This window comes from Streptomyces sp. L2 (genome assembly GCF_004124325.1).
Lineage (GTDB): Bacteria > Actinomycetota > Actinomycetes > Streptomycetales > Streptomycetaceae > Streptomyces.
In genome coordinates this window covers 2,521,492-2,545,485 of the sequence record NZ_QBDT01000001.1, presented here as the reverse complement: position 1 = coordinate 2,545,485, position 23,994 = coordinate 2,521,492, and the positions used below count along the sequence as shown (strand labels likewise).

Annotated in this window: 17 protein-coding genes; 11 read left to right on the top strand and 6 right to left on the bottom strand. The window is 72.1% G+C overall.

What is annotated here, in order from left to right; genetic code table 11:
- The first annotated feature begins 117 nt into the window (after positions 1-117).
- The gene (locus DBP14_RS10745; protein ID WP_129306936.1) at positions 118-2,805 is read left to right on the top strand and encodes a YCF48-related protein; all 2,688 of its coding nucleotides are present in this window, start codon (positions 118-120) and stop codon (positions 2,803-2,805) included.
- 11 nt (positions 2,806-2,816) lie between these two features.
- Positions 2,817-3,455, top strand: coding sequence for an RraA family protein (locus DBP14_RS10740; protein ID WP_129306934.1), 639 nt, complete (start codon positions 2,817-2,819; stop codon positions 3,453-3,455).
- Between the two features lie 107 nt (positions 3,456-3,562).
- Here DBP14_RS10740 and DBP14_RS10735 read toward each other — a convergent pair whose 3' ends face one another.
- Entirely contained in the window at positions 3,563-4,789 is a 1,227-nt protein-coding gene (locus DBP14_RS10735; protein ID WP_129306932.1) for a serpin family protein, read from the bottom strand.
- A gap of 217 nt (positions 4,790-5,006) precedes the next feature.
- On the opposite strand from DBP14_RS10735, the gene DBP14_RS10730 reads away from it, so the two are divergent.
- The 5 genes from DBP14_RS10730 (at position 5,007) to DBP14_RS10710 (ending at position 10,387) form a co-directional block, all read left to right on the top strand.
- On the top strand, positions 5,007-5,759 hold the full coding sequence (locus DBP14_RS10730; RefSeq protein WP_129306930.1) for a GntR family transcriptional regulator: 753 nt from the start codon (positions 5,007-5,009) through the stop codon (positions 5,757-5,759).
- A 371-nt stretch (positions 5,760-6,130) separates the two neighbouring features.
- Positions 6,131-6,319 (top strand): SPOR domain-containing protein, encoded by a 189-nt coding sequence (locus DBP14_RS10725; protein WP_129306928.1) that lies wholly within the window; start codon positions 6,131-6,133, stop codon positions 6,317-6,319.
- Positions 6,320-6,478: 159 nt separating this feature from the next.
- Positions 6,479-6,889: a (deoxy)nucleoside triphosphate pyrophosphohydrolase gene (locus DBP14_RS10720; RefSeq protein ID WP_129306926.1), complete on the top strand. Its 411-nt coding sequence runs from the start codon at positions 6,479-6,481 to the stop codon at positions 6,887-6,889.
- Between the two features lie 121 nt (positions 6,890-7,010).
- The gene (locus DBP14_RS10715; RefSeq protein WP_129306924.1) at positions 7,011-7,439 is read left to right on the top strand and encodes an ATP-binding protein; all 429 of its coding nucleotides are present in this window, start codon (positions 7,011-7,013) and stop codon (positions 7,437-7,439) included.
- Positions 7,440-7,726: 287 nt separating this feature from the next.
- On the top strand, positions 7,727-10,387 hold the full coding sequence (locus DBP14_RS10710) for a SpoIIE family protein phosphatase (RefSeq protein WP_129306922.1): 2,661 nt from the start codon (positions 7,727-7,729) through the stop codon (positions 10,385-10,387).
- A 105-nt stretch (positions 10,388-10,492) separates the two neighbouring features.
- On the opposite strand, the gene DBP14_RS10705 is transcribed toward DBP14_RS10710, so the two are convergent.
- Positions 10,493-12,040 (bottom strand): hypothetical protein, encoded by a 1,548-nt coding sequence (locus DBP14_RS10705; RefSeq protein ID WP_129306920.1) that lies wholly within the window; start codon positions 12,038-12,040, stop codon positions 10,493-10,495.
- Positions 12,041-12,465: 425 nt separating this feature from the next.
- Between DBP14_RS10705 and DBP14_RS10700 the strand changes: the two genes are divergently transcribed.
- Positions 12,466-13,644, top strand: coding sequence for a hypothetical protein (locus DBP14_RS10700; RefSeq protein ID WP_241741211.1), 1,179 nt, complete (start codon positions 12,466-12,468; stop codon positions 13,642-13,644).
- On the opposite strand, the gene DBP14_RS10695 is transcribed toward DBP14_RS10700, so the two are convergent.
- Genes DBP14_RS10695 through DBP14_RS10680 form a run of 4 tightly spaced genes read right to left on the bottom strand, consistent with a single transcriptional unit; the run spans position 13,631 to position 17,503 of the window.
- Positions 13,631-14,395 (bottom strand): succinate dehydrogenase/fumarate reductase iron-sulfur subunit, encoded by a 765-nt coding sequence (locus DBP14_RS10695; RefSeq protein ID WP_129306918.1) that lies wholly within the window; start codon positions 14,393-14,395, stop codon positions 13,631-13,633. The genes DBP14_RS10700 and DBP14_RS10695 overlap by 14 nt on opposite strands.
- Complete coding sequence (locus DBP14_RS10690) at positions 14,392-16,323, bottom strand: fumarate reductase/succinate dehydrogenase flavoprotein subunit (RefSeq protein ID WP_129306916.1); 1,932 nt, start codon at positions 16,321-16,323, stop codon at positions 14,392-14,394. Before DBP14_RS10690 ends, DBP14_RS10695 begins: the two co-directional genes overlap by 4 nt.
- An 18-nt stretch (positions 16,324-16,341) precedes the next feature.
- Positions 16,342-17,163 (bottom strand): hypothetical protein, encoded by an 822-nt coding sequence (locus DBP14_RS10685; protein ID WP_129306914.1) that lies wholly within the window; start codon positions 17,161-17,163, stop codon positions 16,342-16,344.
- A 49-nt stretch (positions 17,164-17,212) separates the two neighbouring features.
- Positions 17,213-17,503: a hypothetical protein gene (locus DBP14_RS10680; RefSeq protein WP_129306912.1), complete on the bottom strand. Its 291-nt coding sequence runs from the start codon at positions 17,501-17,503 to the stop codon at positions 17,213-17,215.
- Between the two features lie 340 nt (positions 17,504-17,843).
- Here DBP14_RS10680 and DBP14_RS10670 point away from each other — a divergent pair, with 340 nt between their 5' ends.
- The 3 genes from DBP14_RS10670 to DBP14_RS10660 all read left to right on the top strand — a co-directional run bounded on the left by DBP14_RS10670 (position 17,844) and on the right by DBP14_RS10660 (position 23,863).
- Entirely contained in the window at positions 17,844-20,045 is a 2,202-nt protein-coding gene (locus tag DBP14_RS10670; protein ID WP_129306910.1) for an ABC transporter family substrate-binding protein, read from the top strand.
- 323 nt (positions 20,046-20,368) lie between these two features.
- Complete coding sequence (gene typA, locus DBP14_RS10665; protein ID WP_129306908.1) at positions 20,369-22,276, top strand: translational GTPase TypA; 1,908 nt, start codon at positions 20,369-20,371, stop codon at positions 22,274-22,276.
- Between the two features lie 552 nt (positions 22,277-22,828).
- Positions 22,829-23,863, top strand: coding sequence for an ABC transporter permease (locus DBP14_RS10660; RefSeq protein WP_129306906.1), 1,035 nt, complete (start codon positions 22,829-22,831; stop codon positions 23,861-23,863).
- Positions 23,864-23,994 lie beyond the last annotated feature (131 nt).

The window sequence follows — 23,994 nt, the reverse complement described above, 5'->3', positions numbered from 1 at the left end:
GGGACCGCCCGCCTCTCCGCCGGCGGGGCACGACGTACGAACTCCGAGTACACGTACGAATTGCGAGCACGACGTACGACTTCCGAGCACCACGTGCGAAAGGTGGGCAGCTGCGTCATGACCATGTGGAACGTCGCACCGCGCAGTGTGAACCTCCAGGGCGTCTGCCGGGTGGACCGGGCGAACGGATGGGCCGTCGGCGACGGCGGCATGATCCTGGCCACGCGCGACGGCGGCAGCCGCTGGACGCCCCAGGGGGACACCGACAAGGACCTGCGGGCGGTCGCCTTCGCCGACACCCGGCGCGGCTGGGTGGCCGGACGCGACGGCACGATCCTGCGCACCGACGACGGCGGCGCGCACTGGCACGGCCAGGACTCCGGCACCGAACGCAACCTCTACGGCATCGCGTTCGCCCCGTCCGGACGCACCGGCTGGGCCGTCGGCGACGGCGGCACCGTCCTCGTCTCGCGCGACGGCGGGGTGAGCTGGCAGCCGCAGACCGCCCCGGCCGCCGCGCACTTCACGCGCTGCTTCGCCCTGGACGACGAGGCGGCCTGGATCGCCGGCAAGAAGGGCCACGTCCTCGCGACCACCGACGGCGGCGTCACCTGGACGCTCCAGCACACCGGCACCGACGCCGACCTGCGTGGTGTCTTCGCGCTCGACCGCGACCTGTGCTGGGCCGTGGGCCGCGGCGGCACCGTGCTGTGGAGCACCGACGGCGGCACCACCTGGAACCACGGTGACAGCGGCACCGAACTGGACGTCTACGGGCTGTGGGCGGCGTCCGACGGGCGCACGGTCCGCGTCTCCGGCGACGACGGCATGATCCTCGCCTCGGACGACGGCGGCCGCACCTTCACACCGCGGACCAGCGGCACCGGCAAGGACGTCGTCACGCTCGCCTTCACCGCGGACGCGCTGCGCGGCTGGGCCGCCGGCGACGACGGCCTCGTCCTGGCCACCGAGGACGGCGGCCGCAGCTGGCACCCGCAGCTCAACGGCATGCACAAGGACCTGGTGGGCGTGCACGGCGCGGGCCCGGTCCGCTGGGTGAGCGGCCAGGACGGCACGGTGGCCGTGACGACCGACGGCGGCGCCTCCTGGCAGAGTGGCACCGCCGCCGACCCGGCGGGCGCCGCCTGCCTGTTGTGGGGCGTGCACGGCCTCGACGACGGGCTGCACGCCTGGGCGGTGGGCGAGTCCGGCACCGTTCTCGCCACCGCCGACGGCGGCGCGACCTGGCAGCGCCGGGACGTCCCGACCGGCGCCGCGCTGCACGCCGTCCACCTCGCCGGACCGGCCGGCTGGGCGGTCGGCGAGTCCGGTACCGTCCTCGCCACCGCCGACGAGGGCCTGACCTGGCAGCTTCGGGACACCCCGGCCACGGCCCACCTGCACGCCGTGCACGGCACGGCCGACGGGCGGCACGCGTGGGCGGTGGGGGAGTTGGGCACCGTCCTCGCCACGGCCGACGGCGGCGCCACCTGGCGGCTGTGCGACACCCCGGCCGGCACGCCCACCCTGACCGGCGTGCACGCCGTGGACGCCGGCACGGCCTGGGCGTCGGGCCGCGCCGGCACGCTCCTCGTCACCCACGACGGCGGCACCACCTGGGAACACCGCGCCGGCGGCACGGACACCGTGCTGTGGGGTGTCGCCTTCACCGCGTCCGGCGAACACGGCTGGGCGGTGGGCGACTCGGGCACCGTCCTCGCCACCTCCGACTCCGGAGCCACCTGGCACACCCAGGACGCCGCCGTCGCCAACAACCTCAAGGGCGTGTGGGCCGCACCCGACGGCAAGGGCGTCACCGCCGTCGGCGACGGCGGACTGGTCCTCGGCAGCGAGGACGCCGGGCGGGCCTGGCGGGCGCACGTCTCCGGCACCGGCAAGAACCTCTACGGCGTGCACGTCTTCCCCGACGCGAGCGGCGGCTGGATCGTCGGCGACGGCGGTACGGTCCTCTCCTCCCGCGCGGGCGGACGGTGGACCCCGCGGCCCCCGGGCGTCGCCACCAACCTGTACGGCGTCGCGGCACCGGACCCCGACCGGGCCTGGGTGGCCGGACGCGGCGGCACCGTGCTGGCCACCCGGGACGCGGGCGCCACCTGGCGGGCCCAGCGGACCGGCACCATCAAGGACCTGCTGTCGGTGCACGTCCGCCCGGACGGCCGCACCGGCTGGGTCGTCGGCGACCAGGGCACGATCCTGCACACCGGCGACGGCGGGCAGACCTGGCGCCCCCAGGCCGGCGGACCGGGCGAAGCCGCCCTGTGGGCCGTGCAGTTCGCCGACGACCGCACCGGCTGGGCGGTGGGCGCGGGCGGCACCGTGCTCACCACCGACGACGCCGGCCGCACCTGGCGGCCGCAGGACAGCACAACCACCGCCGACCTGATCGGCCTGTGCGTCCTCGACCGGCACACCTGCTGGGCCGTCGGAGACGACGGCACCGTCCTCGGCAGCCACGACGCCGGCCACACCTGGCACCGCCGGACCACCGGCACCGTCCAGAGCCTCAACGCCGTGCACTTCTCACCCGACGGCCGCACCGGACGGGCCGTCGGCCGCAGCGACACCGTGCTGCTCTCCGACGACGGCGGCGAGACCTGGCGCACCGCCACCACCGGCTCGGGCATGTCCCTGTGGGCCGTGCACGTCGCCTCCCCGCTGCGCACCTGGATCGTCGGCGACGAGGGCACAGTACTGTCGACGCCGGACGGCGGCGCCACCTGGGAACAGCACTTCTACAGCCCGGAGAAGGACGCGGCCGCGCGTCCGCAGCGACAGCAACGATGAACAGGGGAGACATGGCAGACGTCAACGAAGCCGCCGACCTCGATTTCGCGGACATCCCGACCACCACCCTCGCCGACGTCCTGGGCCGCGAGAAGGTCATGGACATCGGCATCCGCCCGCTGTGGCAGCCGGTGCCGCGCATCGCCGGACCGGCGTTCACCGTGCGGTGCCCGGTCGGCGACAACCTCATGCTGCACGTGGCCATCCACCGCGCCGCGCCGGGTTCCGTCATCGTCGTCGAGTCGGGCGACCTGGACCACGCGCTGGCCGGCGGCAACGTGTGCGCGGTCGCGCGGCGCCGGGGCGTCGTGGGCTTCGTCGCGGACGGCCTGATCCGCGACCTCGGCGAGGTCCGCGAGATGGCCTTCCCCGTCTTCGCGCGCGGCGTGATCCCCATCCCTGGCGGCAAGAAGGCCGTCGAACCGCTCAACACCGAGGTCCGCTGCGGCGGGGTGGCGGTGAACGCCGGCGACATCGTGGTCGCCGACGAGGAGGGCGTCGTGGCCGTCCCCGCGCAGCGCGCGGCGGAGGTCATGGCGGCGGCCCGGGCCAAGCTGGCCAAGGAGGCCGGTGAGAGCCTCGACGCCTGGGAAGAGGCCCACCGCACCCGCATCGACAAGATCCTGCGCGACCAGGGCTTCGAGGGCTGAGAGGTCCGCCCGCGCCGCGCCCCCGCGCCACGCCCCCTCGCCCCGGCGGCGGGCCGGGTGCGCGGGGCGGCGGCCGGGGCGCGGCCGTCCCGGCCGCGCCCCACGGATCACTCCCCGTGCCCCCCGGCCGTCCCGTCCTCCCACGGCTCCTCGCGCAGCGGCAGCGGATCCGTCACCCAGCCGGCCGCCAGCACCAGCCGCGAGTGGCGCTCCAGGGCGAGGAAGCCGAACGGCCGGTCGAAGCGGGCCTCGACCGTGGTGGTGAGGTAGCGGACGGGAGGGGGCATGCCGCCGGGGACCGCGGCGAACGCCGTCACCGCGGCCGCCCGGAAGCCCAGCGCCCCGAACCGGGCCATGGCCGCCTGCTCGGCCGCCCCCACGGCCAGCGGAGACGCGCTGACGCCGGGGAAGTGGCCGCGGCTGTCGTCCCGCGCCGTGGTCAGCCCGAACAACCGGTGCAGCGCCAGCAGATCGTGGCGCGCCGTCATGTCGTACGCCACCGTCGTGACGTCGAGCAGGGGCCGGTCCGGGGTCGTACTGCGCCCCCTGCACACCGTGAGTCCCGGTCCCGCCTCGCCGTGGGGGAGCAGCGGGCCGGACACGACCGGGTGCGCGCCCGCGAGGACACCGACGCCCGCGCCCAGCACCTGGCCCGGTGTCATCCCCTCCTCGCCGAGCAGCAGATGGACGTCGAGGGCGTTGTCGCCGAGCACCTTCAGCTCGGTGACGTGGCCGTGCGGGGTGGCGGCCACGCCGATCCGGTCCAGCACGGCGGAACGGCGCCACAGGCCCTGCCGCTGCGTGATGGCCCAGGGCTCGTACGCCGTGTCGAGCGCGACCTCGTCGAACGGGCTCAGCCACCGCGTGCGCAGCGCCAGCGCGTTCGCGAGGACCAGTCCGACGTTCGCCGTCGACGCCACCGGCATCCGCTCGATCAGGCCGCCGGTACGGGCCTTCGCCCAGGCGTCCAGGGCCCGCCGGTCCGTCGCCTCGTCCCCGGTGAGCACGCCGTGCGCGTCGGCCGGAAGCCCCGCCGACCAGGCCTCGCGCAGTTCCAGGGTCCTCCTGGTCCACAGGCCCACGGCGCTGTCCAGACCGCGCGTCGCCCCCAGTCCGGCGAGCAACTCCCGTGCCGCGTCGGCCGCGCGGTCCGCGGGCAGGCCCAGTGCCTCCGCCAACTCCGCGCGCGCCGGGCCCGCAGCGCCGTCCGCGAGGAATCCCAGCAGCGGCCACACCCCGGCCGCCGAGAACACCGTGCCGCCGTCGCCCGCGGTCGCCGCCCAGCGCGCCGTGAGTCCGTTGACCGCCCGGACCGTGGCTGTCCCCACCCGCATTTCGCCCCCGTTCCCCGGAGGGACACGGTACCGGCGTCCGGGCCGGGGCAGGGGGTGCCATGGAGGTGTGATCGCGGCTATAAGCGGAAAGAAGTGCCTGCGTAAAGCCCTCCGGGGGCGCATGTCATCACATCGAGTGATTCTCTGGCCTTTGCTTGCATGGCCAACCCACGGTTGCCACGCTGTTGCTGTCTGTACAACCTGATGGGAGCGGCCCGTGACATTCGGTGAGCAGCCGGCGTACCTGCGCGTCGCGGGTGATCTCCGCAAGAAGATCGTCGACGGTTCACTGCCGCCCCACACACGCCTCCCCTCGCAGGCCCGCATCCGCGAGGAGTACGGCGTCTCGGACACCGTCGCGCTGGAGGCGCGCAAGGTGCTGATGGCCGAGGGGCTGGTCGAGGGCCGTTCGGGGTCGGGGACCTATGTGCGCGAGCGGCCCGTGCCGAGGAGGATCGCCCGCTCCGGATACCGGCCGGCCGCCGGGGCCACACCGTTCCGCCAGGAGCAGGCCGACGCCGGGGTGCGAGGCACCTGGGAGTCCAGCAGCGAGCAGGCCGAGGCCGGGGTCGCCCTCGCCGACCGGCTGGGCATCAGACCCGGTGACCGGGTGATGCGCACCAAGTACCTGTTCCGCGAGGCCGGTGAGCCGATGATGCTCTCCACCTCCTGGGAGCCGCTCGCCGTCACCGGCCGCACCCCGGTGATGCTGCCCGAGGAGGGGCCGCTCGGCGGCATGGGTGTCGTCGAACGCATGCGCGCCATCGACGTCATCGTGGACAACGTCACCGAGGAGGTCGGCGCCCGTCCCGGCCTCGCCGAGGAACTCCACCTGCTGGGAGGCGTCCCCGGACACGTGGTCCTGGTGATCCAGCGGACCTACTTCGCCTCCGGGCGTCCCGTCGAGGCGGCCGACGTGGTGATCCCGGCCGACCGGTACCGGGTGGCGTACCACCTGCCCGTCAAGTGAGCGCCGCGCGGGCCGACCGGAACCGTGTCACCCGCGTGAGGTAGCGCACACACCGCGCACCCCCTTCTCCGCCGCACCCGTGCGCGACCCCGCCCAGGGTCCCACCGGGCCGCTGGAATCCAGCCGTTCTCGCAGGTGGCCCGCCGTCCCTCCGTCATGCCTCCGCTGAAGGCAGCGGGGTGGGAGACGGCGCATTCGGTCACGTGCGCCCCCACTGTTCTGGCTGGTTGCGTACCTCTTTGTGAAAAGGCGTATTCGCTCCGTAAAGGTTGGGCGTACGCTCGGGCATATGCGGATTGGGGTTTCCTTAGGCCGGACGGGGCGGGGGCCCGGGGGAGGGTGGGGCGGTGCGAGAAGGAACGGTGGGGGCGATGAGTGAGAGCACGGTCTCGCTGCCCTGGCTCGTGATACGGCAGGACGACAACGGCAACCGCTACCGGGTCGGCCGGTACGCGACACGAGCCGAGGCCCAGAGAATCGCCGACAGCCTCGACGACCGGGGCCACAAACAGCTCTACTGGGTCGAGCGAATCCCCCACAACGGAGAAAGCCGAAACTGACGGGACCGCGATAGGAACCGCTGCTGACCGTCGCGCCCCGCCCGGAACCGGATGCGGGCCGGGGCCGCTCGGCGACCCGGGCGGTGTCGGTGGCCAGGGCGTGGGCGCCCGGGCTGTGGGCGCAACCGGGGTGTGCGGCGCTGCCGTAGGCTCCGCCTCATGACGGAACGGATCGTGGTGGTGGGAGCCGCCCTGCTCGACGCCGGCCGCCTGCTCGCCGCGCGCCGCAGCGCGCCCCCCGAACTGGCCGGACGCTGGGAGCTGCCGGGCGGCAAGGTCGAGGCCGGTGAGCGGACCGAGGACGCGGTCGTACGCGAACTCCGGGAGGAACTCGGCGTCGAGACGGAAGCCGTCGAGCGTGTGCCGGGGGAGTGGCCGCTGAAGCCGCCGTACGTCCTCCAGGTCTGGACCGTCCGCCTGCTCCCCGGGTCGGCGGCGCCCCGCCCCCTCCAGGACCACGACGAGCTCCGCTGGCTCACCCCCGCCCAACTCTGGGACGTGCCCTGGCTCGACCAGGACGTCCCGGCCGTCCGCGAGGTCGCCGCCCGCCTCGCCGCGCAGGCGTACTGAGCGCACCGCCGGCGGGTGCCGAACCCGTCGTACGCCGTTCGCGCCACAGTGTGCCCCGTCGCGCGGTACTGTGCCCCGAATATCGGGTATGTGCCCATTAATCCCATGAAAACGGACATGGGTGGGCCGGCCGGCCAGGGAAGTGATCGGCGTGATCGACACCGAAGGCGACTGCGCCGAGTGGACGTTCCCCGCGGAACCGGGTGCCGTGCGCTCCGCCCGGGTCGTCGTCCGCGACCAACTGCGCGGCTGGGACCTGGACGGCCTCGCCGATCTGACGGCCCTGCTGGTCAGCGAGCTGGTGACCAACTCCCTGCGGCACGCGACCGGGCCCATCGGCGTACGGCTGGTCCGCCCCGCCGCAGTCGCCGACGCACTGCGCGTGGAGGTCTCCGACCCGCTTCCCGACCCGCCGCGCGAACGCGTCGCCCACCCCGAGGACGAGGGCGGACGCGGCCTGCAACTGGTCGCCGGCGCCTCCCGGAGCTGGGGCACCCGGCCCGGCACGAACGGCAAGACCGTGTGGTTCGAGCTGGCGCTCCCGGGGTGAGAATCGGCCGCCCTCCCGGCCCGGACGCGCTGTCACGGACGTCCGCGGACCGTCCCCGGCGCGCACCGGGCCGGCAACAAGGTCCACAACAGGGACCCCGTAGGAGATTCGAGGGCGTGTTCCCTGGTTAGAAGACTGGAAGTGTTGTCGCGGCACGGTCCGAAAAAAGCCTGGACCGAGCTGTGATCGTGAACACCGTGTCGTGCGGCCCCGTAGTGCTGGATACTGCGGGCAGCCGCCTTTCGGTGACCGGTACCGGACGCGGTGAGCTGGAGGGGACGGTTCGCGTGAGCGAGATACCAGCGAAGGCCACGGAGTCCGAGGACCCGTCGGACGGCGCGAGGACGCGGGCCGCGGAGGCTGCCGCGGCACCCGGCGAGGCCATGTGGCAGAGCAGTCCGCCCGGCTCGATCTACGACTACATCAAGGTCGCCTCGTTCGCGATCGGCTCCGACGGCCTCGTCGAGCAGTGGAGCCTGCGCGCCGAGCAACTCTTCGGCATCCCCGCCGAACGCGCCGTCGGCACGGACCCCATAGAGGCGTTCATCGACCCCGACCTGCGCGAGCGCGGCCAGCGCAAGATGGCCGAGATCCTCGACGGCCGGGAGTGGACCGGGGTCGTCCCGTTCCGGATGCCGGACCGGCCCGACGGACAGCGCGGCGAGGAAGGCCTCGCCGAGGTCTACGTCATGCCGACCCGGACCGCAGAGGGCGAGAAGGCCGCCGTCTGCATCGTCGTCGACGTCCGCACCCTGCGCAGCATCGAGACCGACCTCGCCGCCTCACAGGCCATATTCGGCCAATCCCCGTTCGGCTTCCTGCTGATCGACCCGGACCTGCGGGTGCGCCGCGCCAACATGCGGTTCGCCTCCATCTTCGGCGGAACCCCCGACGACCACCGCGGCAAGGGAGTTCACGACTACCTGCCGCGCGGCGAGGCCGAGCGGGTTTCGGCCACGCTGCGGCGGGTCCTGGAGACCGGCGACTCCATCACCGACATGCACGTCACCGGGTACGTCCCGGGCTCCGACGAACGCCGGCACTGGTCCGTCAACCTCTACCGCGTGCACAGCGGCAGCGGCCGGCCCATCGGCATCGCCTGGCTCGGCACCGACATCACCGCCCGCCGCGCCGCCGCCCGCGAGGCCGCCGCCGCCCGCCGCAACCTCGCCCTGCTGAACGACGCCGGCGCCCGCATCGGCAACTCCCTCGACCTGGAGACCACCGCCCGGGAACTCCTCGACGTCGTCGTCCCCGGCTTCTGCGACCTCGCCACCGTCGACCTCTACCAGGGACTGCTGGCCGGCGACGAGAACCCGCCCGGCCGCGCCGACGGCAGCGCGGAACTGCGTCGCGTCGCCTTCGCCAGCGCCGTGTCCGACGCGCCCTTCAGCGCCTCCGGGGAACCGGTCAGGGTCGGCGCCGTCCACCACTACCCCTTCAACTCGCCCTGCGCGGACGCCCTGCGCACCGCCCGCCCGCAGCGCATCCCCGCCGAGGAGGGCGGGCTCGTGCAGTCCACGCTGGCGGTGCCGATGGTCGCCCACGACACCGTCGTAGGACTCGCCCAGTTCTCCCGGACCAAGGGCAGCGAACCGTTCGGGGACCGCGACCGGGACCTCGCCGTCGAACTGGCAGCGCGCGCCGCCGTCTGCATCGACAACGCGCGCCTGTACCGCCGCGAGCACGAACGCGCGTTGATACTGCAACGGTCCCTGCTGCCGCCCGGCGACCCGGAGGCCTCCGGCCTGGACATCGCCTGCCGCTACCTCCCCGGCAACGCGGCCACCGAGGTCGGCGGCGACTGGTTCGACGTCATCGAACTCCCCGGCCACCGCACCGCGCTCGTCGTCGGCGACGTGATGGGCCGCGGCCTGCGCGCGGCCGTCGCCATGGGCGAACTCCGCACAGCCGTACGCACCCTGGCCCTGCTCGACCTGGAACCGGCGGAGGTCCTCTCCGCGCTGGACGAGATCGCCCGCGGCCTCGGCACCCCTGGGGGTCCCACCCAGGCTTTCGGCTCTGGGGGAGGCGTCCAGCAGGCCACCCGCACCGCCCGCCAGCCCCGCGACGCCGACCTGTCCGAGGTCTACCTGGCCACGTGCGTGTACGCCGTCTACGACTCGGTGACCCGGCGGTGCACCTTCGCCAACGCGGGCCACCTGCCGCCCGTCCTGGTCGAACCCGGCGAGGCCGCGCTCATGCTCGACGTGCCGCCCGGGATGCCGCTCGGCGTGGGCGGCGAACCCTTCGAGGAGGTGGAGGTCGAACTCCCCGAGGGCGCCCTCCTCGCCCTCTACACCGACGGCCTGGTCGAGTCCCGCGACCACCCCCTGGACGAGGGCCTCCAGGCGTTCGTGGGGGCACTCACCGACCCCGCCCACCCCTCGACCCCGGCGTCGGCGTCGCACACCGCCACCCACCGCGACCTGGAGGACGTCTGCGACCACGTCCTCAACACCCTCGACACCCACCACGGCGAGGACGACATCGCCCTGCTCATGGCCCGCGTCCAGGGCCTGCCCGCCGAGTCCGTCGGCGACTGGACGCTGCCCCGCGAACCCCGCAGCGTGGGCCGCGCCCGCGAGTACGCCCGCGCACAACTCCTCGGCTGGGACCTGGAGCCCCTCGTCGACACGACGGAACTCCTCGTCAGCGAACTGGTCACCAACGCCCTGCGCTACGGCGAGGGCGAGATCAGACTCCGCCTCCTCCTCGACCGCACCCTGGTCTGCGAGGTCTGGGACTCCGGCCTGGTCCAGCCCCGCCGCCGCCGCGCCCGCGACACCGACGAGGGCGGCCGCGGCCTCCAACTCGTCGGCCTCCTCAGCGCCGCCTGGGGCTCCCGCCGCACCCCCCGAGGCAAAACAGTCTGGTTCGAACTTCCCCTCCCCGGAGCAGAAACCACCCTGACAGACCCGGCGGAGGCGTTGCTGAGCCTGTTCTGACCAACGGCCAGGGCGGCGCCCCACAGGGGCGCGGGGCTGTGTCTATGTGCGGCTCCGCCGCGTGGGCGCGACCAGCCCCGACGGCGCAGCAGCCGAACGACGACCCTACGGCTCCGGCGGCTCGGGAAGCCCACGGCGCCCCCGTGTCCCCGGCCCCCCAAAACTCGCCGGCGGCCCCCCATCGCCCTCCTCGGCCAGCAGAACCCCGCCCAGAACTGCCCCACCCGCCCCGACGGAGTCAGCCCCGCCCCCGGCATACGGATTCCCGTGCGCCCGCACGTCCAGCTCCGCGAGCTCCCGCGCCCGACGGGCGAGAACGTCAACCTCATCGACCCGCCCCGCCGCCCCCACCCCCCGCGCCGCCTCCGCGAGCAGCGCCCGCGCCTCCGCCCCCACCGCCCCCCGATGCACCGTGACGAACTCCTCCGCCCCCGCGACCGCACTCCGTGCCACCAGCAGCGCCGCCGCCTCCACCACCCCGGACGCCCCTGTCTCCAGCCGTTCGACCGCCCGCGCGATCCGGCGCAGCGCGTCCAACGGGTCGTACGGCCCCCCGGTCAGCTCCTCCCGTACGGCACCCAGCACGCCGTCGGCGCGGGCGAGCCGGGCGTGCAGCTCACCGGGGGCCAGGGACGCCGGCGCACCCCCCTTCCGCGCCGCCGCGATCTCCGCCTCCCCGCCCGTCAGCGCCGCCGGCACCAGTGCGGCGGCCTCCCGCAGCTCGGCCGCGAGCCGCTCCACCGCGCCGACGAGCACCCCGGCCTGCGCGACAGCGCCTTCCGCGGCGCGCAGATCCCGGGCCGCGCGACGGAAGTCACCGGAGTCGGCGCTCTGCCGGGCGGCGTTGAGATGGGTGGTGGCGAACACCAGCCGGTCCTGGGCCTGTTCGACGTACCCGGTGACGGCGGCGACCCCCGAGGGCCCGAACCGCCGGCGCAGCTCCACCTCGGTCTCCCGGGCGTGCGCCGTCCGCACGGTCAGCTCCCTGAACCGCCCTTCGCAGACCTCCAGTGCCGCCCCCACGTCCTCGACCAGCCCCCGGAGCCGGTCGAGACCGTCCGCCTCCGCGTCCAGCAGCCGCCCCGCCTCCGCACACCGCCCGACGACACCCACCAGCGCCTGCCGACGGACAGCAGGGTCCTCGGGTGTGCCTTCCTCGTAGCGCCGCCATATCGCGAACGCGGCCGACAGTTCGGTCCCGGCGCTCCGCAGAGCGTGCCGGTACGGCTCGGTGTCCGCGTCGCCGAACCGCTCGGACACGAAGGACAGTTCCTCCCGGCTGGTGCGCACGCAGTCGTCGGCGAGGACCAGCGCGGCCCGGGCCTGCCGTTCGGACTCGGCGGGGGTGGGGGTGGCGGGCCGCGCGGACACGAGCCCGGGGGTCGTCCTGGTCCGGGCCCGCCGGGTGCGCCGCAGGTAGCCGTATCCGGCCAGCACGCCGGCCGCGGCGACCACGGCGACGGGCAGGACGTAGTCGGTACCGGACGTCTCGTCGTGCCGTGGTGCGGCCGCACCGGCGACCGGCCCCGCCGCGGCGACGGGAACCGGATCTTGGGCGCTGATCGTCATCACCGGCAACACCAGCCACCCGGCTCCGACGACGACACCCAGTGCGGCACACCGGGACCGGCCCCGGAACTGGGAGGACGTCACATTCCGGAGCGTATGACCAGCCAGACGCCACCGCGACCGGGACGGATACGCGCGGGGGACAAGCAGCGAAGGGAGACGCAATGGACAAGGAAAGGTCACCCGCACCCGCCGAGGGGAAGAAGCCCCCACCCGCACCCGCCGACGGCGAGCAGCCCCCGCCAGGGCCACCCGCACCCGACGACGACCGCCGCATCCCCGCCCACCCACCCGCACCCGCCGACGGCGAGCAGTCCCCACCGGGGCCACCCGCACCCGACGACGACCGCCGCATCCCCGCCCACCCACCCGCACCCGCCGACGGCGAGCAGTCCCGGCCAGGGCCACCCGCACCCGACGACGACCGCCGCATCCCCGCCCACCCACCCGCACCCGTCGACGGCGAGCAGTCCCCGCCAGGGCCACCCGCACCCGACGACGACCGCCGCATCCCCGCCCACCCACCCGCACCCGCCGACGGCGAGCAGTCCCCGCCAGGGCCACCCGCACCCGACGACGAAAGCGGCACGGGTGGTGCGGGTGGGAACGAAAAGCGCGCCGAAGGCGAAGCCGAGGCGACCCGCCCCCGGCGCCGAGCGCGCCGAGCGCGCCGAGCGCGCCGAGCGCGCCGAGCGCGCCGTACCCTCCTCGCCGCACTGCTCGCCCTCCTCCTCCCCCTCCTCACCGCCGAAACCGCCCTCCGCCTCAACTACACCGGCGACCCGAAACCCGGTACACACACCCGCCACCGCGACGCCCTCTGGCTGGGCCACGCCTGGGTGGACGGCCGGAAGACCGACAAGGACGTCACGAAGCTCGCGCACCGCCTGAGAGACACCGGCATCACGAACCTGTACGTCCACGCGGGCCCCCTCGAACACGACGGAACGCTCCCGAAGTCGGCGTACAAGAACGCACCATGGCTGATATCGGCCCTGTACCGCGAACTCCCCGGAGTCCGGGTCCAGGCCTGGCTCGGCGATGTGCTCGCCACCGAGAGCCCCGACGGCATGCACCTGGAGCGCAAGGCCACCCGGGACGCGATCGTCGCCTCGGCGAAGGACATCCTCGACGCCGGCTTCCAGGGCACCCACTTCGACCTGGAGCCCCTCCACTCAGGCGACCGGAACTACCTGGACCTCCTCGACCGCCTGCACGCCCTCACCCACTCCCGGCACGCCCTGCTCTCCGTCGCCGCCCACCAGATCGACCCGCTGCCCGCGTTCCACTCCTTCTGGGGCACGACCACCGGCCACCCCAAGTGGTGGTCGCAGGCCTACTTCGGGCAGGTGGCCCGCAGGGTCGACCAGATCGCGGTGATGTCGTACGACACCATGCAGCCGCTGCAGAGCCTGTACGGCGGATACGTCGCCGAGCAGACCAGCCTCGCCCTGGAGGTCACCCCGAAGAGCACCGACCTGCTGATGGGCCTGCCCTTCTACCACGAGAACCGGTTCGGCCACTGGGGTCACGCGGAGACCGTCCCGGCCGCCGTGCGCGGCGTACGCCTCGGCCTGTCCCGCACCGATGCGGACCGGGCCCGCTTCGGCGTCGCCCTGTACGTGGACTTCGCGGCGACCGAAGCGGACTGGCGGGCCTACCGGGACGGCTGGGTCAGCGGCGCCTGATCTTCGAGCCCAGCCACACCAGCGGGTCGTACTTGCGGTCCGCGACCCGCTCCTTCAGCGGGATCAGCGCGTTGTCCGTGATCTTGATGCCCTCGGGGCAGACCTCCGTGCAGCACTTGGTGATGTTGCAGTAGCCGAGCCCGTGGTCGTCCTGGGCGGTGGCCTTGCGGTCCAGGCCGGTGTCCGCCGCCGCGTCCAGCGGGTGCATGTCCAGCTCGGCGATCCGCATGAGGAAGCGGGGGCCGGCGTAGGCCTCCTTGTTGTCCTCGTGGTCACGGACGACGTGGCACACGTTCTGGCACAGGAAGCACTCGATGCACTTGCGGAACTCCTGCGAGCGGTCCACGTCCTCCTGCATCATCCGGTACTCCCCGGGCCCCACCCCGGCCGGCGGCACGAACGCGGGGACCTCACGGGCCTTGGTGTAGTTGAAGCCGACATCGGTCACCAGGTCCCGGATCACCGGGAAGGTGCGCATCGGCGTCACCGTGATGGTCTCGTCGCGCTCGAACACCGACATGCGGGTCATGCACATCAGCCGGGGCCGCCCGTTGATCTCCGCCGAGCACGAACCGCATTTGCCGGCCTTGCAGTTCCAGCGGACGGCGAGGTCGGGGACCTGGGTGGCCTGGAGCCGGTGGATGATGTCGAGGACGACCTCGCCGTCGTTCACCTCGACCTCGAAGTCCTCCAGGCCGCCGCCCTCGTCGTCGCCCCGCCACACCTTGAAGCGGGCCTCGTAGCTGCTCATTCGTACAGCTCCTCTTCGGCGAGGTACTTGACCAGCTCCTCCTTCTCGAAGAGGGCGAGCAGGTCGGCGCGGACGGGATCGGTGGTCTCGCGGGTCAGGGTGATCTGGCCGCGGCGCGGGTCGGTGGCGGCCAGGCCGCCGGTCGGGTCGGTGAGGGTGCACAGCAGGTTCACGTTGCGCCAGGCGCGGTCCATCCCGGAGAAGTCCTCGCGGGTGTGGCCGCCGCGCGACTCGGTGCGCTCCAGCGCGGCCCGTGCCACGCACTCGCTGACCAGCAGCATGTTCCTGAGGTCCAGGGAGAGGTGCCAGCCGGGGTTGAACTGCCGGTGCCCCTCCACCCCGGCCCGGCGCGCCCGGACCCGCAGCGCCGCCAGCCGCTCCAGCGCCTCGGACATCTCGCCCTCGCGGCGGATGATGCCGACCAGGTCGTTCATGGTCTGCTGGAGTTCCTGGTGCAGGGTGTACGGGTTCTCGGGCGGGCCCTCCTCGCCCTCGGTCTCCGCCGAGAACGGGCGCAGCGCCTCCGCGGCGGCCGTGTTGACCTGGGCGTCGTCCACGGGCGGCCGTTCGTACGCCAGTCCCTGCGCGTACTCGGCGGCGTGCCAGCCCGCCCGGCGCCCGAAGACCAGCAGGTCGGACAGCGAGTTCCCGCCGAGCCGGTTGGAGCCGTGCATGCCGCCGGCGACCTCACCCGCCGCGTACAGCCCCGGCACCCCGCGCGCGGCGGCCGTGTCCGACTCGACGGCGATGCCGCCCATGACGTAGTGGCAGGTCGGCCCGACCTCCATCGCCTCCGCGGTGATGTCGACGTCCGCCAGCTCCTTGAACTGGTGGTACATCGACGGCAGCCGGCGCCGTACGACCTCGGCGGGCATCCGCGTGGACACGTCCAGGAAGACCCCGCCGTGCGGCGAGCCGCGCCCCGCCTTCACCTCGGCGTTGATGGCGCGGGCCACCTCGTCGCGGGGGAGCAGCTCCGGTGGGCGCCGGTTGTTGTCGGGGTCGTCGTACCAGCGGTCGCCCTCGTCCTCGGACTCGGCGTACTGCTCCTTGAAGACGTCCGGGACGTAGTCGAACATGAACCGCTTGCCCTCGGAGTTGCGCAGCACCCCGCCGTCGCCGCGCACCGACTCGGTGACGAGGATGCCCTTCACGGACGGCGGCCAGACCATGCCCGTCGGGTGGAACTGCACGAACTCCATGTTCAGCAGCGGCGCCCCGGCCAGCAGGGCGAGCGCGTGCCCGTCGCCGGTGTACTCCCACGAGTTCGACGTGACCTTGAAGGACTTGCCGATCCCGCCGGTCGAGAGGACCACCGCGGGTGCCTCCAGGACGAAGAAGCGGCCGGTCTCGCGCTCGTAGGCGAACACCCCGGAGACCCGCGAGCCATCCTTGAGGATCCGGGTGACCGTGCACTCCTGGAAGACCTTCAGCCGGGACTCGTAGTCGCCGGTCTCCCGGTGGTCCTCCTGCTGGAGCGAGACGATCTTCTGCTGGAGCGTGCGGATCAGCTCCAGGCCCGTGCGGTCACCCACATGGGCGAGGCGCGGGTACTCGTGGCCGCCGAAGTTGCGCTGGGAGATCTTTCCTTCCTTCGTACGGTCGAACAGCGCGCCCCAGGTCTCCAGCTCCCACACCCGGTCGGGGGCCTCCTTGGCGTGCAGCTCGGCCATCCGCCACTGGTTGAGGAACTTCCCGCCGCGCATCGTGTCGCGGAAGTGGACCTGCCAGTTGTCGTGCGGGTTGGCGTTGCCCATCGACGCCGCGATGCCGCCCTCGGCCATCACCGTGTGCGCCTTGCCGAACAGGGACTTGCAGATCACCGCCGTACGGGCGCCCCGCTCGCGCGCCTCGATCGCGGCCCGCAGCCCGGCGCCCCCGGCACCGACCACGACGACGTCCCACTCCTGCCGGTCCACCACGGACATCAGTACAGCCCCACTCGTCTAGAAGAAGCGCGGATCGTCGAAGACACCGGACGCCACCAGGTACACGTAGAAGTCGGCCAGCGCCACGTTCAGCAGCGACGCCCAGGCCAGCTGCATGTGGCGGGCGTTGAGCCTGCCGACGAACTGCCATGCCTTGTAGCGCACGGGGTGCTTGGAGAAGTGTTTGAGCTTGCCTCCGACGATGTGCCGGCAGGAGTGGCAGGAGATGGTGTACGCCCAGATCAGCGCGATGTTGACCAGGAAGACGACGGTGCCGAGGCCCATGTGGCCCCAGTGGTAGTGCGTGTCCCGGAAGGACAGCACGGTGTCGTAGGTCAGGACGGCGGCGACGAGGATCGCGGCGTAGAAGAAGTACCGGTGGATGTTCTGCAGGATCAGCGGGAAGCGGGTCTCGCCGGAGTACTTCGCGTGCGGTTCGGCGACCGCGCAGGCCGGGGGCGAGGCCCAGAAGCCCCGGTAGTAGGCCTTGCGGTAGTAGTAGCAGGTCAGGCGGAAGCCCAGCGGGAAGATCAGGATGATGATCGCCGGGGAGATCGCCCACCACGCGCCGAACAGGTCGTAGTTCGGGCCCGCGTGCATCGTCCGGCAGTTGTCCGCCAGGCACGGCGAGTAGAACGGCGACACGTAGGGCGCCGAGTAGTAGTCCGCGTTCGCGAAGGCCCGCCACGTCGAGTAGACGACGAAGGCGAGCAGACCGGCCGCGGTGGCGGCGGGCGCCAGCCACCACCGGTCGGTCCGCAGATGGGGGGCGTCGATCGCGGCGCGCGTCGCGGACCGTACGCCGCCGCTGTTCTGTTGGGGTTCCGTACCAGTGGCCAACTCATGACTCCGGTCGGGGGAGGGGTCGGGGTCCGCCTGCGGTCACGGCTCAGGGAGCGTGACGGTCGCGGGCGCCGAGACCCTCGTCGTCGGAGTCCGTCCACAGGCTGATGTCGTACGGCGTGTCGGAGATGGTGACGAGTTCGGGGCGCCGGGACTGGGACGGGTCGGGGGCCGCGTCCCGCAGCAGCGCCACGCTCTCGCGCAGCCGGTCGGCGTCGGCGCGGACGCGGCGCATCTCCAGCCCACCCCGCCCGAGCTGCTGTTCGAGGCGGCTGACGGACCGGAACAGCTCGTCGAGGCTGCGCTGGACCGATGTCAGTTCGTCGTGCACGGACATGACGTACCTCATTTCCGCGGGCTTCTCGGCCCTACGTGGCGACGTTCATGCGCCTGCGAGTGTTGCGCGCCACACCTGCCGCTGTGAAGGGATGTGCAGCGATTGGCGGATCGCACATCCGTCCCGTGCGTCCGCCTTGCGCCACTTCCCTCCGTCCGCGCGCCGCGTTGCGCCGCACGGGTGGCTTCGGGGCCCGCCGTCGCCGTGTCGCGCCCGGCGGACGAACCCCTTCCCCTTCAGTAGGTCCCGTCCATAGATCTGATCAACTCCAAAATACCGCCAAATGTGAACAGAACCCACTCATGACACCGGCGGAAGCGGTTCTCCGGAGGTAGCAGAGATGTCCCACGACGGCGTCGGCCTGCGCGCGGTCTCGCGTTCGGTCGCCTTCCTCACCGCGGGAGCGCTCGCGGTGCCCCTGCTCGCCGGCTGCGGCTCCGACGAGGACACGAGCAAGCCGCTCGCCGCGCAGGACATCGTGCCCGCGGCCCGCAACCTCGTCGCCGACGGCGGCACGCTGAAGTGGGCCGTGGACGCCGTGCCGGAGACCCTCAACGCCTTCCAGGCCGACGCCGACGCCGGCACCACCCGGATCGCGCAGGCCGTGCTGCCGGCCATGTTCCGCACCGACGCGAGCGGCCGGCCGGTGCGCGACGCCGACTACCTGGAGTCCGCCAAGGTCATCGAGACCGAGCCGCGCCAGGTCGTCCTGTACAAGCTGAACCAGCAGGCCGTGTGGAGCGACGGCCGCGAGATCGGCGCCGCCGACTTCGTCGCCCAGTGGCGCGCCCTGTCCGGCAAGGACAGCGCCTACTGGACCGCCCGCAACGCCGGGTACGACCGCATCTCCAAGATCGAGCAGGGCGCCAGCGACCTGGAGGTCCGGGTCACCTTCAGCCGCCCCTACGCCGACTGGAAGTCGCTGTTCTCCCCGCTGTACCCGAAGGACGTCATGGGCACCCCGGACGCCTTCAACGACGGCGCCCGGCGCAAGCTGAAGGTCACCGCCGGACCCTTCAAGGTGGACAAGGTCGACACCGCCGACAAGGACATCGTCCTCACCCGCAACCCGCGCTGGTGGGGCGAGGCCCCGAAACTGTCCGAGATCGTGCTGCACGCCGTGCCCCGCGACAAGCGGGCCGCCGCGCTGGCCGACGGCACCGTGGACGTCGCCGACATCGACGCCGGCGACGCCGAGCGGATCAACCTCGCCGCCGGGAAGAAGGGCAACCAGGGCCCGCTGACCGGGGGCGGCAAGACCTCCGCGAAGAAGCTCCGCTCCTGGGCGCTCGCCCACGGCTTCGACTCCGACAAGATCCCGCACAGCACCGACAAGCTGCGGCACACCATCAGCACCTACCTCAAGCAGCAGGACGCGCTGCGCGCCATCGACGTGCGCAAGTCGCTGGCGCCCGCCTACACCCAGCTCGCCCTCAACGGCTCCGCCGGACCCCTCGCCGACGAGCGGGTCCGCCGGGCCGTCGCCCGCGCCCTGGACCGCGAGGAACTCGCCAAGGTGGTGCTGACCCCGCTGGGCCTGCCCGCCGTCCCGGTCGGCAGCCACCTCGCGCTCTCCGGCCAGTACGACTACGCCGACGACAGCGACGCCCTCGGCGACCAGGACACCAAGCAGGCCGCGGCGCTCCTCGCCGACGCGGGCTGGGTGTCCGGCGGGGCGGTGAAGCAGGAGAAGAAGGGCGAGAAGGCGGCCGGCCCGGAGGACAAGGACTCCAAGGCGTCCAAGTCCTCGAAGTCCTCGAAGTCCTCCGCGTCCTCCGCGTCCTCCGCGTCCTCCGACGACGACGGTACGTACATCGTCGGCGAGGACGACAAGGGCGAGCGCGGCGACGAGGGCGGCAGGCACCTCGCGCAGGACGGCAAGCAGTACTCCGGGGACCTGAAGAAGGGGGGCGCGCCGGGCGCGTACGCCCCGAAGGGCACCGCGGCCCCGGCCGGCGCCCCGGCCGCGCCGCTCGCCAAGAACGGCAAGGCGCTGAACCTGCGGTTCGTGCTGCCGTCCGGACCGGGCTCGCAGACGCTGAACACGGTGGCCGAGCGGATCTCCGCGATGCTGGAGCAGGTCGGCATCCGCACGACGATCAGCAAGGTGCCGGACGACAGCTACTTCAAGGACCACATCGCCGCCGGGGACTACGACCTCGCCCTGTTCTCCTGGCCGGCCTCCGCGTTCCCGGCGACCGACGCCCGGCCGATCTTCGCGAAGCCGGTGCCGGCGGCCGACGGCTCGGTGAACATCGGGCAGAACTACACGCGGGTCGGGACCGACCAGGTCGATCAGCTGTTCGAGCAGGCGGGGGCGACGCTGGACGAGGACGAGGCGCGGGACCTGATCCGCAAGGCGGACTCCCGCATCTGGGCGGAGGCGGGGTCGATTCCCCTCTACCAGCGGCCCCAACTCGTCGCGGCCCGCGCCACCCTGGTCAACGTGGGCGCCTTCGGCTTTGAAACGCCGGTGTACGAGGACATGGGGTTCCTCAAGAAGGGGGCGAAGGTTCCGGCCGCCGGCCCGGCGAAGAAGTAGGGGTTCGGGTTCGTCGCCGGGTGCGGGCCGGTGGGGGCCGTTCGCGCAGTTCCCCGCGCCCCTGGGCGGGACCAGCTGACCGGCGCTGACAGGTGCCCCCCACCGCTGTGGGCAGGCGTTCCGCAGGGCGGAACGGGTGGGCACAGCGGACAACGCCGGGTGCCCACGCAACGGGGCTGAACTGGGCCGACCCGCCCCGGCGAGCCCCAGCGGCAGCGGACCCGTACCATGGGGTGAGGCCGTGGCGTGTCCAGCCCGGCAGGCCCGCGTCACACGGACGTACTCAGCAGGGCCTCCTCACCACTCTGGGAGTTCGCCGCACTATGGCCACGCGCCACGACATCCGCAACGTCGCCATCGTCGCCCACGTCGACCACGGCAAGACCACCATCGTCGACGGCATGCTGAAGCAGGCCGGCGCGTTCGCCGCCCACCAGCTCGACCAGGTCGACGACCGGGTGATGGACTCGAACGACCTGGAGCGTGAGAAGGGCATCACGATCCTCGCCAAGAACACGGCGGTGAAGTACCACCCCAAGGACGGCGGGGACCCGATCACGATCAACATCATCGACACCCCCGGCCACGCCGACTTCGGCGGCGAGGTCGAGCGCGGTCTGTCGATGGTCGACGGTGTCGTGCTGCTGGTGGACGCCTCCGAGGGCCCCCTCCCGCAGACCCGGTTCGTGCTGCGCAAGGCGCTCCAGCAGCGCCTGCCCGTCATCCTGTGCATCAACAAGACGGACCGCCCCGACTCCCGGATCGACGAGGTCGTCAACGAGACGTACGACCTGTTCCTGGACCTGGACGCGGACGAGGAGCAGATCGAGTTCCCGATCGTCTACGCCTGCGGCCGGGACGGCGTCGCCTCGCTGACCAAGCCGGACGACGGCACGGTGCCGACCGACTCCACCAGCCTGGAGCCGTTCTTCTCCACGATCCTGGAGCACATCCCGGCCCCCACGTACGACGAGGCCGCCCCGCTCCAGGCGCACGTCACCAACCTGGACGCCGACAACTTCCTCGGCCGTATCGCGCTGCTCCGCGTCGAGCAGGGCGAGCTGCGCAAGGGCCAGACCGTCGCCTGGATCAAGCGGGACGGCAGCGTCAGCAACGTCCGCATCTCCGAGCTGATGATGACCGAGGCGCTCACCCGCAAGCCCGCCGAGAAGGCCGGCCCGGGTGACATCTGCGCGGTCGCCGGTATCCCGGACATCATGATCGGCGAGACGCTGGCGGACACCGAGAACCCGGTCCCGCTGCCGCTGATCACGGTCGACGAGCCCGCGATCTCGATGACGATCGGCACGAACACCTCGCCGCTGGTCGGCCGGGGCGGCACCGGCAAGGGCGCCGACGCGAAGTCCGCCGTCAAGGACCGCAAGGTCACCGCCCGCCAGGTCAAGGACCGCCTGGACCGCGAGCTGATCGGTAACGTCTCGCTGCGCGTGCTCGACACCGACCGTCCGGACGCCTGGGAGGTGCAGGGCCGCGGTGAGCTGGCGCTCGCCATCCTGGTGGAGACCATGCGCCGGGAGGGCTACGAGCTGACGGTCGGCAAGCCGCAGGTCGTCACCAAGGACGTGGACGGCAAGACGTACGAGCCGGTCGAGCGCATGACGATCGACGTGCCCGAGGAGCACATGGGCGCGGTCACCCAGCTCATGGGCGTCCGCAAGGGCCGGATGGACAACATGTCCAACCACGGCTCGGGCTGGGTGCGCATGGAGTTCGTCGTGCCGTCGCGCGGTCTCATCGGTTTCCGGACCGAGTTCCTGACCCAGACCCGCGGCACCGGCATCGGCCACTCCATCCACGAGGGCCACGAGCCCTGGTTCGGCACGCTGACGACGCGCAACAACGGCTCGCTGGTCGCGGACCGCGCCGGCGCCGTCACCGCGTTCGCGATGACGAACCTCCAGGAGCGCGGCGTGCTGTTCGTGGAGCCGGGCACCGAGGTGTACGAGGGCATGATCATCGGTGAGAACTCCCGCTCCGACGACATGGACGTCAACATCACCAAGGAGAAGAAGCTCACCAACATGCGGTCCTCGACGGCCGACGTGGCCGAGTCGATCGTGCCGCCGCGCAAGCTCTCGCTGGAGCAGTCGCTGGAGTTCTGCCGCGACGACGAGTGCGTCGAGGTGACCCCGGAGGCCGTTCGCATCCGCAAGGTGAACCTGGACGCCCGCGAGCGCGCCCGCGCCGCGAGCCGCGCCAAGCACGGCTGATCGACCAGGCCCCTGAGCCCGGGTGCCCCCATGATGGGGGTGCCCGGGCTTTTTGCAACCCGTTTTTGGCGTCCGGCACGCGATCATTGTCCGGAATGCGGACGTCCAGGCCCGCTAGCCAGGCAACACGTCCGTTTCGCGGCCTTCTCCCGGCGAACAGTTTGTCCATTTTTCGGAAGATCTAGGCGCCAGCTGTGACTGAATTGAGATCTGCGACCGGTGGTCGCCACCTGGCTCATGGCAGATAGTTAGCCGCGTAGCGCTCGGGTCAATGGGTCTCGCGCTGTGGGGACAGCGCCGACTCACGAGCACCAGGGGGTGTTTGACCCTCCGTCAGGGGTGTCGGAGGGCAGACGTCGAACCCCCTCCTGTCGGTGAACACGTGAAGTCATGAGGAGGAACCCCCATGCGCGGTGTCACGAACGCCAGGTGGGTGAGGAGTAGCCCGGCCGTTTAGTGCGGCCGTTCAACTACGCGCGTCCGACAGGGATTTCGCGCGTACTCGGAGTACCCGGGCACCTCTCACACTCATACCTGTGAAACGGACGAACCGTGACAAGTCCTATCGACATTGAGGGCGGCGGGACTTCGGTCGTCGTCGACGGCGAACCACAGCCGAAGACGAAGTCCGAGGACGTCAAGCTCGAAGGCCGGTCTCCCGGCCGGCTCATGTGGACGCGCTTCAAACGCGACCGCACGGGCGTCATCTCGGCCTACGTCGTGGGCTTCTTCTTCCTGGTCGGAATCTGCGCGCCGCTCATCGCCAAGCTCTACGGGAAGAATCCTTACACCGTCTACGCCGACGAGCGTCCGGAACTGTTCGACAGCGCGGGTGTGCCGGTGCAGCCCAACGGCGGTATCAGCGGCGAGTTCTGGTTCGGCCTCGAACCCGGCAACGGCTACGACGTCTTCACCAAGCTCATCTACGGCATCCGCACCTCGCTGATGATCTCGGTCGCCGTCACCATCGCGGTCGTCGTGACCGCCATCCTGCTGGGCGTCACGGCCGGCTACGCCGGCGGCAAGACCGACTACTTCATCGGCCGGGTCATCGACTTCCTCCTCGCCTTCCCGGCCCAGCTGTTCTTCATCGCGAGCATGCCGGTCGTGGTCTCCCTCTTCGTGAGCCCGCGCGACGAGACACCGACCTACGTCCGGGTGGTCGCCCTGATCCTCGTCCAGTGGTTCCTGGGCTGGATGGGCCTCGGGCGCATCCTGCGCGGCACCGCGCTCGCCCTGCGGGAACGGGAGTTCATCGAGGCGGCCAAGGTGAGCGGCGCGTCACCGTGGCGGATCATCCGCAGGGAGATGCTGCCCAACGTGGTCACCCCGCTGCTGGTGCAGGCGACGTACCTGCTGCCGGGCTTCGTGACCGCCGAGGCGGGACTGTCCTTCCTGGGGGTGGGCATCGTCGAACCCACGCCCGACTGGGGCCAGATGTTCTCCAAGGCCTCCACGGAGCTGGTGATGCAGAACGACATCACCTACATGTTCTTCCCCGGCGTCTCGATGATCATCTTCATCGTCGCGTTCAACCTGCTCGGGGACTCGGTCAGGGACGCCTTCGACCCCAAGTCGGCTCGCTGACCCGGCACTCGCACCTCAAACCGGCTCGAATCGCACGGCAACTCGTTCGTGCGCACGTCGTTTCACACGCACGTCATTCATTCGCACGTCATTCATTCGCACTGGTGACACAGAGATCGCACTGGTGACAC

What these genes read in the sequence shown, in the direction of transcription:
- DBP14_RS10745 (WP_129306936.1), top strand. Translation starts at nt 118, where the DNA reads ATGACCATGTGGAACGTCGCACCGCGCAGTGTGAACCTCCAGGGCGTC.
- DBP14_RS10740 (WP_129306934.1), top strand. Translation starts at nt 2,817, where the DNA reads ATGGCAGACGTCAACGAAGCCGCCGACCTCGATTTCGCGGACATCCCG.
- DBP14_RS10735 (WP_129306932.1), bottom strand. Translation starts at nt 4,789, where the DNA reads ATGCGGGTGGGGACAGCCACGGTCCGGGCGGTCAACGGACTCACGGCG.
- DBP14_RS10725 (WP_129306928.1), top strand. Translation starts at nt 6,131, where the DNA reads ATGAGTGAGAGCACGGTCTCGCTGCCCTGGCTCGTGATACGGCAGGAC.
- DBP14_RS10720 (WP_129306926.1), top strand. Translation starts at nt 6,479, where the DNA reads ATGACGGAACGGATCGTGGTGGTGGGAGCCGCCCTGCTCGACGCCGGC.
- DBP14_RS10695 (WP_129306918.1), bottom strand. Translation starts at nt 14,395, where the DNA reads ATGAGCAGCTACGAGGCCCGCTTCAAGGTGTGGCGGGGCGACGACGAG.
- DBP14_RS10690 (WP_129306916.1), bottom strand. Translation starts at nt 16,323, where the DNA reads ATGTCCGTGGTGGACCGGCAGGAGTGGGACGTCGTCGTGGTCGGTGCC.
- DBP14_RS10680 (WP_129306912.1), bottom strand. Translation starts at nt 17,503, where the DNA reads ATGTCCGTGCACGACGAACTGACATCGGTCCAGCGCAGCCTCGACGAG.
- DBP14_RS10670 (WP_129306910.1), top strand. Translation starts at nt 17,844, where the DNA reads ATGTCCCACGACGGCGTCGGCCTGCGCGCGGTCTCGCGTTCGGTCGCC.
- typA (WP_129306908.1), top strand. Translation starts at nt 20,369, where the DNA reads ATGGCCACGCGCCACGACATCCGCAACGTCGCCATCGTCGCCCACGTC.